The organism is Bifidobacterium thermacidophilum subsp. thermacidophilum DSM 15837 (assembly GCF_000426425.1).
GTDB lineage: Bacteria > Actinomycetota > Actinomycetes > Actinomycetales > Bifidobacteriaceae > Bifidobacterium > Bifidobacterium thermacidophilum.
In genome coordinates this window covers 16,788-29,806 of the sequence record NZ_AUFI01000008.1, presented here as the reverse complement: position 1 = coordinate 29,806, position 13,019 = coordinate 16,788, and the positions used below count along the sequence as shown (strand labels likewise).

Annotated in this window: 9 protein-coding genes and 1 tRNA gene; 3 read left to right on the top strand and 7 right to left on the bottom strand. The window is 58.8% G+C overall.

What is annotated here, in order from left to right; all coding sequences use genetic code 11:
- Positions 1 to 278: 278 nt before the first annotated feature.
- Positions 279 to 355: transfer RNA gene (locus tag K315_RS0104120), tRNA-Pro, on the bottom strand.
- Between the two features lie 217 nt (positions 356 to 572).
- On the opposite strand from K315_RS0104120, the gene aroA reads away from it, so the two are divergent.
- Positions 573 to 1,970: a 3-phosphoshikimate 1-carboxyvinyltransferase gene (aroA, locus tag K315_RS0104115; RefSeq protein WP_029576310.1), complete on the top strand. Its 1,398-nt coding sequence runs from the start codon at positions 573 to 575 to the stop codon at positions 1,968 to 1,970.
- 293 nt (positions 1,971 to 2,263) lie between these two features.
- On the opposite strand, the gene K315_RS0104105 is transcribed toward aroA, so the two are convergent.
- The 4 genes from K315_RS0104105 to K315_RS0104090 all read right to left on the bottom strand — a co-directional run bounded on the left by K315_RS0104105 (position 2,264) and on the right by K315_RS0104090 (position 9,130).
- Positions 2,264 to 3,493, bottom strand: a complete 1,230-nt coding sequence (locus tag K315_RS0104105) for an acetate/propionate family kinase (protein ID WP_029576309.1) — start codon at positions 3,491 to 3,493, stop codon at positions 2,264 to 2,266.
- A 174-nt stretch (positions 3,494 to 3,667) separates the two neighbouring features.
- On the bottom strand, positions 3,668 to 5,353 hold the full coding sequence (pta, locus tag K315_RS0104100) for a phosphate acetyltransferase (protein ID WP_029576308.1): 1,686 nt from the start codon (positions 5,351 to 5,353) through the stop codon (positions 3,668 to 3,670).
- Between the two features lie 123 nt (positions 5,354 to 5,476).
- The gene (locus K315_RS0104095; protein ID WP_029576307.1) at positions 5,477 to 6,118 is read right to left on the bottom strand and encodes a hypothetical protein; all 642 of its coding nucleotides are present in this window, start codon (positions 6,116 to 6,118) and stop codon (positions 5,477 to 5,479) included.
- A gap of 534 nt (positions 6,119 to 6,652) precedes the next feature.
- Positions 6,653 to 9,130 carry a phosphoketolase gene (locus tag K315_RS0104090; protein ID WP_029576306.1) on the bottom strand — a complete coding sequence of 826 codons (2,478 nt, stop codon included), beginning with the start codon at positions 9,128 to 9,130 and terminating at the stop codon, positions 6,653 to 6,655.
- 671 nt (positions 9,131 to 9,801) lie between these two features.
- On the opposite strand from K315_RS0104090, the gene guaA reads away from it, so the two are divergent.
- Positions 9,802 to 11,364: a glutamine-hydrolyzing GMP synthase gene (gene guaA, locus K315_RS0104080; protein WP_029576305.1), complete on the top strand. Its 1,563-nt coding sequence runs from the start codon at positions 9,802 to 9,804 to the stop codon at positions 11,362 to 11,364.
- Between the two features lie 186 nt (positions 11,365 to 11,550).
- On the opposite strand, the gene K315_RS10595 is transcribed toward guaA, so the two are convergent.
- Positions 11,551 to 11,721 carry a hypothetical protein gene (locus tag K315_RS10595; RefSeq protein WP_238556420.1) on the bottom strand — a complete coding sequence of 57 codons (171 nt, stop codon included), beginning with the start codon at positions 11,719 to 11,721 and terminating at the stop codon, positions 11,551 to 11,553.
- On the opposite strand from K315_RS10595, the gene K315_RS10935 reads away from it, so the two are divergent.
- Positions 11,647 to 11,871, top strand: a complete 225-nt coding sequence (locus K315_RS10935) for an HNH endonuclease (RefSeq protein ID WP_420796737.1) — start codon at positions 11,647 to 11,649, stop codon at positions 11,869 to 11,871. The genes K315_RS10595 and K315_RS10935 overlap by 75 nt on opposite strands.
- A 75-nt stretch (positions 11,872 to 11,946) precedes the next feature.
- On the opposite strand, the gene K315_RS0104070 is transcribed toward K315_RS10935, so the two are convergent.
- Positions 11,947 to 12,429, bottom strand: coding sequence for a hypothetical protein (locus K315_RS0104070; RefSeq protein WP_162142811.1), 483 nt, complete (start codon positions 12,427 to 12,429; stop codon positions 11,947 to 11,949).
- Positions 12,430 to 13,019: the final 590 nt, after the last annotated feature.

The following is a 13,019-nucleotide window of genomic DNA, read 5'->3' as shown; positions in this document are numbered from 1 at the left end:
TATCGCCAGCGATAGAGGGGCGGCGGCGATGGTTTGTGGTGCCACCCAAACTGGTTACGCTGGGCGGGTCGTTAGCGTAGATAGATTGTGGGTTCGTCTAAACTGGTGACGAGCGAGGCGTGATTTGCGTAGATATGTGGGGGAGGGAGGGGACAGCTTCATGCCCGCACTTGTGTTGGAGGGTGGTGCATTGTTGTGCGCGGTTGACGCACGTTTGTCGCACGCCGGGGATCGAAGAAAAAAGAAAGCCACGGAATCGCTGGAATTCTGTGGCTTTATGGTCGGGCTGACAGGATTTGAACCTGCGACATCCTGCTCCCAAAGCAGGCGCGCTACCAAACTGCGCTACAGCCCGATGTGTCAAACGGCACAATCACCCATTATACCTAAAGCCAAGACGAGTACGACACGACACTGTTATTCCATCGCCATTTCGCCGGAGTTCCGCCGTTATTGCATTGTCATTCCCGCCGCCCTTCCGTTCTGTCTGCACCGGCTTGTCTCGCAGACTTTTCTCCCATATGCTGTGATGAGGCGTCGCCAGATGCGGCGTTTCGGATACTATGGTGACCATGACCGAACACGCATATCCCGACCCCTGGCCCGCACCGACAGCGAGCCGCCCGCTTAACGCGACTGTGACCATTCCGGGCAGCAAATCCCTGTCCAACCGTTTCCTCATCCTCGCCGCGCTCGGCACGAAGCCGGTTACGTTGCGCGGATTGCTGCGTTCGCGCGATACCGAGTTGATGATGGACGCGCTGCGTACGCTCGGTGTGCATTGCGAGACCGCTCCTAACGCCGAGACCACAGTGACCGTGACTCCTCCGGCCGACGGACATTTCCACGGTTCGGATACCGTGTATTGCGGGCTCGCCGGCACGGTGATGCGTTTCGTACCCGGCCTCGTCTTGTTCGCCGACGGTCCGGTCCGCTTCGACGGGGACGAGCAAGCCTACCAGCGGCCGATGGGACCGATTCTCGACGGTCTCGAGCAACTTGGTGCGACCATCGCCTACGAGGGGGAGACCGGACGATTGCCGTTCACCATCACCCCGCCGCAACACACGTCAATCGACGGGCAGCGGCAGCATGTCGCCATCGACTCGTCATCATCATCCCAGTTCATTTCCGGGCTGCTGCTGATCGGCTCGCGGCTCTCTGGTGGGCTTGACCTCACCCACACCGGCGAACACCTGCCCAGCATGCCACATATCCGCATGACCATGCATGATGTCGAAGCCGCGGGCGGGCATATCAGCATGCCCGAGCCGGGACATTGGACCGTGGATCCCGCGCAGCTTGCACTGCCCACAGACGTCATCGTCGAACCCGACCTGTCCAATGCCGCGCCCTTCCTTGAGGCGGCGATGATCGCTTCCGGCAGCGTGTCCATACCGAACTGGCCGTATATCACCACCCAGCCTGGGGGACTGCTGCCCGGAATCCTGCAACATATGGGCGCGAGCATCACCCTCGACGGCACGCCATTCGACGAAGCCATGCATCAAGCCCAAACCCAACCACACGCGTACACCCACCGGTCGGGAACGCTGACTTTGACTGGCAACGGCACCATCCACGGGCTTGGAGATTACGACATGTCCGCCGCGGGGGAGATCGCACCGAGTATCGCCGCCGCCGCAGCGCTCGCCGACACGCCGTCAGCGCTGCATGGCATCGGGCATCTGCGCGGCCATGAGACCAATCGTTTGGCCGCGTTGGTCACCGAAATCAAGCGGATCGGCGGGAAAGCCGAGGAGCCGCCTGACGGGCTGACAATCGAACCTGTCCCGCGCGCTTCACTGCACGCTGCGGTCATGGAAAGCTACGCCGACCACCGGATGGCGACCTTCGCCGCCATGATCGGGCTCGCCGTGCCAGGCATCGAAATCCGCAACATCGCGACCACCCGTAAGACGATTCCCGATTTCCCCGGTATGTGGTCGGATATGCTCACGCAACGCTGATTCGCGTCATCGCTGTTGTGGCAACTGGGATTGTGTGATCGCGCCGTATTGCTTGTGATTGCTCCCATCTCTGTTTCTGCCGACGCTGACGGCCTGCTCAGCGTCGGCAGAAACAGAGATGGGAGCCGCTGGGGTGCAAAGGAGAGCGCCGCGCACCTGATTGTGACACGCAAGTATATACGAATGAGGGGCTGTGAGGATGTTTCTGCGCATCCTCACAGCCCCTCAGCTGTGCCAACGTTCAGCGGTTACCGACTATGTCATCGACCAGCCGGTCAAACTGACTGGCGTATTCAGCGGGTGAACTCGTTGCCGTAGGAGTCCTTGCCCTCTGCGGCGATGGTCGCGGACTTGCGGGCGATGGCGAGCTCCTCGTTGGTCGGCACAACGGCGATGACCACGGAGCTGTCCGGCGTGGAGATGACGCGCGGCTGCTTGGAACGCGTATTGTTCTTCTCCTCGTCGAGCTTGACACCGAACGGGGCGAGACGATCGCACACCATCTTGCGCACAATCTCGTCGTTCTCGCCGACACCGGCGGTGAAGGTGATCACGTCGACGCCACCCATCTGAGCGGTGAAGTCGCCCACGTACTTGATGATGCGGTGCACGTACACGTCGAGCGCGAGCTTGGCATCCTTGTCGCCGGCGGCGACAAGCTTGTGGACCTCACGCATATCGGCGTGGCCGCACATGCCGGTCAGGCCGGAACGCTTGTTGAACAGGGTGTCCAGCTCGTCCACGCTCATGTGGGCGTTGCGAATCAGGTGGAAGACGGCAGCCGGGTCGATATCGCCGGTACGGCCGCCCATCATGAGGCCCTCGAGCGGGGTCAGACCCATGGAGGTGTCGATCGGCTTGCCGGAGATCTGGGCAGAGGCAGAAGCGCCGTTGCCGATGTGCAGGACGATCTGCTTGAGGCCTTCAGCGGGCTTGCCGATGATGCCCGGGACGACGGAGCCGACATACTCGTGGGAGGTGCCGTGAGCGCCGTAGCGGCGGATGTGGTACTGCTCGGCGATGTCCTTGTTCAGCGCGTAGGTGCTGGCCTCGGCCGGCAGCTGGAAGAAGAAGGAGGAATCGAACACGAAGACCTGCGGCACGTCGGGCAGCAGCTGACGCATGACTTCAGCGCCCTTGGCCTCCGGGCCGTTGTGCAGCGGGGCGAGCACGGCGAGATCCTTGACCTGGTTGATGGTCTTGTCGGTGACGAGCGCCGGCTTCGGGAAGATGTAGCCGCCCTGGACCACGCGGTGACCGACAGCCACAATGCCAGCCTCGGACAGCTTCGGGCCGTACTGCTCGAAGAAGCCGAGCACACGCTTCAGGCCCTGCTCATGATCGTGGATGGGCTCTTCGAGCTCATGCTTCTCACCGTTGTACTCGTGCTTGTAATGGCCGTCGGTCGGCTCGCCGATCTTCTCGACGAGGCCGGAAGCGAGACCTTCACCGGTCTCGAGGTCGACCAGCTGGTACTTGATCGAGCTGGAACCCGAATTGATGACAAGGACGGTTTTCGCCATAGTGGGCATCCTCCATTGTTGTGTACGATCCGTGCGGTTTTGCACGGCTACCATTGCTGACTTTACTCGTGAGCGGCTACAAATCGGGGCGTACGCCATGGCGAATCCATGAGCGTGCGCCCCTCGTCACAGGGCTTGCCCGGCAGCTTTGGCTCCGGGCCAGCCCGCCCTCGGTCAGTCATCTTTCGTCTGCAACGCCGTCAATGCGATGGTGTTGCAGATATCCTGGACGGTCGCGCCGCGAGACAGGTCGTTGACCGGTCGGTTGAGGCTCTGCAGCACCGGCCCGATTGCGCGGGCGCCCGACGCACGCTGGACCGCCTTGTACCCGATATTGCCGGCGCTCAGGTCCGGGAAGACGAAGACATTGACATGCCCGGCGACCGGGTTGCCCGGCGCCTTGGTTGCAGCCACCTCCGGCTCCCACGCGGCATCGAACTGGATCGGCCCGACCAGGGGCAAATCCGGCTGCTGTTCATGCACCAATGCGGTGGCTTCCTCGACCAAGTCGACGTCCGGCCCCTTGCCCGAGCCGAGCGTCGAATACGACAGCATGCCCACCCGCGGCGCGATGCCGAGACTTTTGGCCGTGCGCGCCGATTCGATGGCGATTTCGGCGAGTTGACGGGCATCCGGATTCGGTGTGATCGCCACGTCCGCGAAGACGGCGACATGCGTCTTGAAGCACATGAGGAACGCACCGGACACCAGCGAATTGCCTGGCTTGGTCTTGATGACCTGCAGGGCAGGCCGCACGGTGTTCGCCGTGGAGTTGACCGAGCCGGATACCAGCCCGTCCGCCTTGCCGAGCACGACGAGCATCGTGCCGAAATAGCTCGGATCCTTGAGCTGCTCGCGCGCCTTGTCAGGCGTCATGCCTTTCTTGGCCCGCAGCTCGCACAGCTTGTCAATCATCGGGGCGAGAACGGTTTCATCGTTCATGCTCTGGAAGCGTGCCTTGGACAGGTGCTTGAGTCCGAGTTCGTCGCCATGCTTGAGGATATCGTCGCGTTCGCCAAGAATTAGCAGATCGACGACCTCGCGTTCGAGCAGATAATCCGCGGCCTCGAGAATACGGCATTCTTCGCCTTCCGGCAGTACGATGGTCGCGCCGGACTCCTTGGCGCCATGCAGCAGTTTGTTCTGGAACGCGTATGGCGTGGTGGCAGGGGAGAAGGGCGTGTCGATTGCCGCACGCACCTCGTCGGCGGGAGCGTTGTCGCGGAAAGCCTTGAGCGCGCGCTCTGCGGCATCGCCATGCTCGGGATCGGGGAAATCGACCGCGGGAATCGTCCACACCGGAATATCGAGCCCGGACAAGGCCTGACGCGCATCCGCCGCTTTCTCGGGCGTGCAGCCGGTCACGAACACGCCGACGACAGCCGAGCCGCCGTGTTCGATCGCCTGACGGCAGGATTCGACGGTTGCGAGCACTTCCTCGCCATTGCGTCGCATGGTGCACACCGCCAGGAACACCGGGGATTTGAGGTCGGCGGCGATATCGACGTCAAGTTCGAAGCTGTGCGGGTTGAACACGTGGGAGGCGTCGGTGCCGACGATGACCATGGCCTCGGCGCCGCTGGCTTTCACGGTGTCGTAGTATGCGGAGACGATGTCGGGGCGGACGCACTGCGGGTGCTCGCGTGCATACTTGGGGCATACTCCGCGCACATCGTCAAGACCCTGACCCGCATTCGACGCTTCGACAAGGGGCTGCGTGATGGGGCTTTTTCGACATGCGATCGGGCGGAACACCCCGGTGCGTGCCACGGCGGTGAGGGCGTCAAGCACCCCGTACGCCACGACGTTGCGGCCGTTGCCGCCTTCTGGACTGGCGATATAGATCACTCGTTCCGACATACTGCTCCTTGATTCAGGCCGTCGCGCGTCTATGCACGCGGCTTGGACGTGAACTGTTCCGTTCTATTGTACGGTCGTTGCGTTTCGCGGTATATCACTGTGTCGAAAGAGGAGCTGTCTGTGTCACTGTCTCAGCGGGCTGTCGACATACGGACAGGAGTATGAGATTTCAAGGTGCGTATTCGGCAGCCGGGAGATGATGAGTTTGCCGCGTTCCACCGTGTGGGGAGTGGAGTCGCACTGGTAATATAGCGCCTTGTCGACCTGCACGTCCTCCTGCTTGCCATTCGCATCCGTCCCTACAACATGGTAGAAGGTTCTATGGCATCGGTATTTGCCGCAAAACACATCATATCCCTCTTCTATGGACGTGCTGATGTTGGTCAGTGTGACCTGCTCCGGATTGCCGACGTAAGGGATGTCCTTGACCGCGGGGATGAAGAAGAAGTGTGTGGTGGCGATGAGCGCGGCAACAATGGCCAGGATGGCTATTTCGGCTTCGAAGGGTCGCAGAGACTTGTGCTGGAAGCCGTCTCGCAGCAAGGCGCAGCACATCACCGCTGTTACCGTGAGCATGGGCACACACAACAGTGCGCAGATGTAAAAGAAGCGGTCAAGCACCCTCCACTCGCTCATAGGAAAATCAAAGCCTCCAATGAGTATCGCCAGAACTATGGCGATGAGTTGCATGTGGACACCGAGCATATCGGCCATCAAAGTGAAGACACGGGTGAATGTTTTACTGAAGTCGAATCTGGCTTTCACAATCTTCTCCTTTGTTGTCTTACCGGTCTCCTGCACCCAGTCTTGTCTGTCCGGCGGTGTGGCGCCGACGGTGTCCGGAGCGGTAAGCGGTGCCGTAGGGCTGGTCGGCGAGTATTGCTGGGCGAAATGACATTCTCTGATGCGTCATCGAGTGACTGCAAGGTCCGTAGTCTGTGCACGATGCCATCCATGAGTATGTTCAGCTGCGTCGCGTATATCACGGCATGCGTAACACGACGGATGCCTAGGGGGAGAGTTGCTTGGTGTTGTGTGTCTGGCATCTTACGTATGCCCCGGCATGCTCAACATGGCAGATGCCGGAGGATCTGCCATCATTCCTCGTGTTCTTGCCGGTTGTGCATGTCGCGGCATGCGTAACACGGTGAGCCTGAGAAAACGGATAATATCGGTCTGTCTTTTCCGATGTTGTTTGCGATTCCCCCCGACATTACGGCAGGAGGGGCACCGGGATTGCTCCCGATGCCCCTCCTGAGCGGTTAAGGCTTATGCCTTATGCGTCTTTAGACGCTTCAATCACTCGTTATCGCCAGCGGTTGCGCCGGTAGCGGTGACGGCGCCCTGCTTGGCGGTATCAACGCCCGGCCACACCCAGTCGGTGTAATCCGGATGATCGTAGCCCTTGTCTACCGCGAACTGGAAGGCTTCGTCGCGGAAGGCCTCCAGCTTGTCGATCTCAGCGGCGTACTTGTCGGCATCAACCATGCGCAGAGCCTCAGCGGTCAGCTCGTAGCGGTCGATGTTGTTGACGCGCACCATGTCGTACGGCGTGGTGGTGGAGCCCTGCTCTTCGTAGCCGTGAACGTTGAAGTTGTCGTGGTTCGGGCGATCGTAGATCAGGCCGCGCACGTCGCGGGCATAGGAGTGGTAGGCGAACAGGACCGGCTTGTCGGTGGTGAACAGGTCAGCGAACTCCTCATCGGTGAGCGCCTCGTTGTTCTCCTTGGCAGACTGGAGCTTGACCAGATCCACCACGTTGACGACCTTGAACTTGATGCCGAGCTTGTTGAGCTTGTCGGCAGCAGCCATGATCTCCTGGGTCGGAACGTCGCCGACGGAAGCGAGGACGATGTCGGCCTCGTCGTTGGACTTGACGTTGGAAGCCCACTTCCACTCGGCAGCACCCTTCTCGAGCTCGGCACAAGCCTCGTCGAGGGACAACCAGGTGGCGGCCGGCTGCTTGCCGGCGATGATCGCGTTAATCATGTTGGTGGACTTGAAGCACTTCTCGGCGACGGCCAGCAGCATGTTGGAATCAACCGGGAAGTAGATGCCAGTCACGTGGTCGTTGTTGAAGCACTTGTTCAGCAGCACGGAGGTCACACCCGGATCCTGATGGGAGAAGCCGTTGTGATCCTGACGCCACACGTGGGAGGAGACCAGCAGGTTCATGGAGGAGATCGGCTTGCGCCACGGAATCTCACGAACCGTTGCCTCGAGCCACTTGGCGTGCTGGTTCAGCATGGAGTCGATCACGTGCACGAAGGACTCGTAGGAGCTCCAGATGCCGTGACGGCCGGTGAGCAGGTAGCCCTCGAGGAAGCCTTCCATCTGATGCTCGGAAAGCTGCTCGGTGACCTGGCCGGTGACGGCCATGTGCTCATCAACCTGAGCGGACAGGTAGCCGGCATCCCACTGCTTGTTGGTCACTTCATAAGCGGCAGCAAGACGGTTGGAAGCGGTCTCGTCCGGTCCGAAGATACGGAACGAATCCGGGTTGTTCTTGATGATGTCGCGGCAGTAGACACCGAGACGACGGGTGGCCTCGAGCTGACCCCAGCCGTGGCCGTACTCGGAGACTTCCTTGACCTCGTAGTCCTCGAGCTTCGGCAGGTTGAGATCTTCGCGGATGCGGCCGCCGTTGGCGTTCGGGTTCTGGCCGATGCGCAGCTCGCCCTTCGGCATGAAGGCGGTGACTTCCGGACGCACAGCGCCCTTCTCGTCGAACAGCTCTTCAGGCTTGTAGGACTCGAGCCAGTTCTTGAGCACCTGGAAGTGCTCTTCGGTATCGCGAGCGGAAGCCAGCGGCACCTGGTGAGCGCGCCAAGAGCCCTCGGTCTTCTTGCCGTCGATGAACTTCGGGCAGGTCCAGCCCTTCGGGGTACGGAAGATGATCATCGGGTAGAACGGACGGGTCATGTCGTCGGTCTGAGCCGCGGCCTTGATGTCGCAGATTTCGTCGAAGACGGACTCGAACAGGTCGGCGAAGCGACGGTGGATGGACATGTGGTCCTCATCGTCGAAGCCGGCGACGAACTCGTACGGCTCATAGCCCATGCCGTGGAAGAACTCGTGCAGCTCTTCGTCGGAGATGCGGGAGAGGATGGTCGGGTTGGCGATCTTGTAGCCGTTGAGGTGCAGGATCGGCAGCACGATACCATCGGTGCGCGGGTTGACGAGCTTGTTGGACTGCCAACCGGTAGCCAGCGGGCCGGTCTCGGCTTCGCCGTCGCCGACGATGGCCGGCACGAACAGGCTCGGGTTGTTCATCACAGCGCCGTAAGCGTGGGACAGAGCGTAACCAAGCTCGCCACCCTCGTGGATGGAGCCCGGGGTCTCCGGAGCGAAGTGGGACGGGATGCCACCCGGGTAGGAGAACTGGCGGAAGAACTTCTGCAGGCCAGCCTCATCCTTGGTGATGTTCGGGTAGTACTCGGTGTAGGTGCCGTCCAGGTAGGACTGAGCGGTACCGGCCGGGCCGCCGTGGCCCGGGCCCATGATGATCACAGTGTTCTGCTGGTGATCGGCGATGAGACGGTTGATGTGGCCGATGAGGAAGTTCAGGCCCGGGGTGGTGCCCCAGTGACCGACGAGACGATGCTTCACGTCTTCGCGGGTGAACGGCTCCTTCATCAGAGGGTTGCTGCGAAGATAGATCTGGCCGATGGACAGGTAGTTGGCGGTGCGCCAGTACTTGTCAACACCTTCGAGGGCTTCCTCGGAAACCGGAGCGTCAAGCTTCTTCCAAGGGGTGCCAATAACAGGATTCGTCATGTGTACTCCTGTACTCCTGCACTGTTCGTGCGATTGGTTGTTTACATTCGGGCAAGAAGACCTCAGGCCTTGCGGTCCGTGGACTTCTCTCCCTGTCGCGAACTATCGTACGTGGAACACACGACTTTTGCACGTTTTTTTGCATGTGTGTTCGAAACTGTTGTTAAATTTTGATGTATTGTGAGGTTGAGATGGTGGAGATGTGAAGGTGAATGCAAGATGACAATGCCTCCAAAACCGCGGAATATCAAGGAATATAGTAGTTGCTGAACATTTTGGACGTTCATTTCGGTGAAAAACATGGCGGCGTGTTGACGCGCGGCGTGTTCTGTTCATGTTCGCTTGCTGGTGTGGTCGGTTCCAAGGAGTAGCGGTGTGGGGTGCGACTGGGGTGTCGCATGGTGGGTTGGTTTGGCGTCTGGTGGGGCAGTCGCGGCCGGTATCAGGCTGTTGTGTGATTGGATTGCCGCACTGCGGGTTGGTTCACACGGCTTTGGAGTCCGGTGCTGGGTGGTAACTGGTCGCGGTGCGACTGGGGTGTCGCTTTTTGCCCACATGCCCAGTATGACTTTGTGAGTTTGCCATATAACCACCGCGACATTGTCGGCTTGCCACGTAACAATAGGTATGTTGTTGTGACCAGTCGATTGTATAGATAGGGAGAGTCACCTATGGCGAAAGGTCCAGTGCTCGTCGTCGATTTCGGCGCGCAGTACGCCCAGCTTATCGCGCGTCGCGTGCGCGAAGCCAACGTGTATTCCGAGCTTGTGCCCCATTCCATGTCCGCCGACGAGATGCTTGCCAAGGATCCGAAGGCCATCATCTTGTCCGGCGGCCCGGCCTCCGTGTTCGAGCCCGGCGCCCCTGGCATCGACAAGAAGATCTTCGAGGCCGGCGTCCCGGTGCTCGGTATCTGCTACGGCTTCCAGGTTATGGCGTATGAGCTTGGCGGCACTGTTGACAAGGCGGCGCTCGGTGAGTATGGCAAGACCGAGACCAGCATTGACGATGACGAAGGCATTCTCGCCGGTTCCCCTACCGAGCAGACCACGTGGATGAGCCACGGTGTGGCTGTGGAGAAGGCGCCTGAGGGATTCAAGGTGCTCGCCCACACCGAGGGCGCTCCTGTTGCCGCGATGGAGGACGAATCCCGCAAACTCTACGGCGTGCAGTGGCATCCGGAAGTCAAGCACACCCCGCGCGGCCAGGAGCTTATCGAGACCTTCCTGCACAAATGCGCCGGCCTCGACCGCGATTGGGATGCGTCGAACATCATTGAAGAGCAGGTCAAGAAGATCCGCGAGGAAGTCGGAGACGCCCAGGTGATCTGCGGCCTGTCCGGCGGCGTGGATTCCGCTGTTGCCGCCGCTCTCGTACACAAGGCGATCGGCGACCAGCTGACCTGCGTGTTCGTGGATCACGGCCTGTTGCGCAAGGGCGAGGCCGAGCAGGTCAAGCATGATTTCGTCAAGGCGACCGGCATCAAGCTCATCGCCGTCGACGCTTCCGAGGACTTCCTCACCGCGCTGAAGGGCGTGTCGGAGCCGGAACGCAAGCGCAAGATCATCGGCGAGAAGTTCATTCGCACTTTCGAGAAGGCCCAGCGCCAGGTCATTGAAGAAGCTGGCAAGAACGGCGCCGAAGTGAAGTACCTCGTGCAGGGCACCCTGTACCCGGATGTCGTCGAGTCCGGCGGCGGCGACGGTGCGGCCAATATCAAGAGCCACCACAATGTCGGCGGTCTGCCCAAGGACATCAAGTTCAAGCTGATCGAACCGCTGCGCACCTTGTTCAAAGATGAGGTGCGTGCGATCGGCACCAAGCTTGGTCTGCCGGACGATATCGTTTGGCGTCAGCCGTTCCCCGGTCCGGGGCTCGGTATCCGCATCATCGGCGAAATCACTCGCGAACGGCTCGATCTGCTGCGTGAGGCCGATGCGATTGCCCGCGAGGAGTTGTCGAAGGCCGGCCTTGACCGCGATATCTGGCAGTGCCCGGTCGTTCTGCTTGCCGACGTGCATTCCGTGGGCGTGCAAGGCGACGAACGCACGTACGGCTCACCGATCGTGCTGCGCCCGGTCAGCTCGGAGGACGCGATGACCGCCGATTGGTCGCGCGTCCCGTACGACGTGCTCGCCACCATCTCCACGCGCATCACCAACGAATGCCGTGGCATCAACCGTGTGGTGCTTGACGTGACCAGCAAGCCGCCGGCAACCATCGAATGGGAGTGATGTCGAAAACGCTGGAAACCTGCACGAATACAGGCTTTTTTGCCCGTCAAAATGGCTCGTGATACTGGGTGATACTATTTTTTCAAATCCGGCACTCCGAGAGAATGATTCCAAAATGACAAGCAAAACCGTCCTGCTGAACGACAAATTCAGCAGGACGGTTTTTGCTTGTCTTATTTCTTTTTTTCAAGGAATATACTCCTTGCGCTCTTTGCTGTCATCACAGGTATGCGGCCAGTTCAGTTTCCATTCAAAGTATTCCTCCCGCGTGATCTGCCCCGCATGAAGTTCCTGTTGGCGCAGCAGCCATTCCTGCATGAACTCATCGACAAGACCATATTGGAAGTACATTCCCATTGGCTGTCTGATAGGCCAGTTGAGACCAATCTATTACTTGAGATAAATCACATTATCCCCGTGGCTACAGGCGGCGAAACAGTGGAGGATAATCTCCAGACATTGTGCTGGAAATGCAATCGTGCAAAGAGCGATAAAATCATTGCCTGAGTCTTAAAATGTGCTTTTCACTAAGCGTGAACAAAAATCCCGGTTTCCACCCTTATGAGGGAAACCAGGATTTTTCTACTTTGTATTACTTTTGCCTATGCCGTTTAAGATAGCACCTTTAACCCCATGTTCAAGCACGCCCTGGATTGTTGCTCTTGTATCTAACCCCAAGGTATCATCAACTAAAGCAAATGCGTCTTTGATCTTGTTTGACCCGCGCGTTGCCAGCGTCGTGCCTGTTACTGCGTTTACGGTTTTTGCAGTAAACTTCCGTGCTTCAAGCATACCAGAAAATACGATTGTGATATTTTTCCCGACTGTCTGTACTTCGACATCTGCACCTTTTTGTTTGATCTGCGCAGCATCATTATAAAGTTTCACACTTTCAAGTGGAATCACATCAACTAATTCGCGCTCTTTTTTGAACAACCCCTTTTCTTTTTCAAAGACTACTTTTTGCGAAGTCAACGTTAGCTGCAAACTCCCCTTGTAAGTCTTACAAGTTACGTTCCCCTCATACAAGATCACTTCATCTCGCTGCAATTCATAGGTTGCCACAGTAGTATCCTCTCCCTCTTTATGAATGGTCATAAGAGTAGTTGCGTATTTCGCGAAATCCACTGTATTATATAGTAATACCATAAAACATTCAGATTGTGAACGCCTTATTTTGTGCAGCCTTGAGCATATTCTGTGATACTATTTTGATACTAAAAATTGAAGCAGCCGAAAATACGAGCGCAAATCATTGGCATATTTGCGAATGTTTCGCTCGTGAAACCATTGTAAATAAGCACCCCTATACTTGAATTTGCCGAGTGGGAGTGACGCTTGGAGTGATGCCGCGATGCGCCGGGTAGAGCGCATCGCCGGGAATCTCCGGTAATCCGGTGAGAGGCTCGCAGCCGTTGCAATGGTGGCTGCGAGCCTCTTATCGTATCTGTCGCTTGTCGTATCTGTCGTAACTGAAAGCAGCTGTGCGCTTGTGCCCGCCTACGTTCATCGCATGCTTTTTCGTGGATTCCCGACCGCCTGGCGTCGTCACACGCCCTTGACCAAGCGGACTTACGATGGGAACGATGCTGATCGGACGCAACGCTGATCGGGCGCGTTCAGTGACCCGAATCATCTAACCGATTGATCGGCGG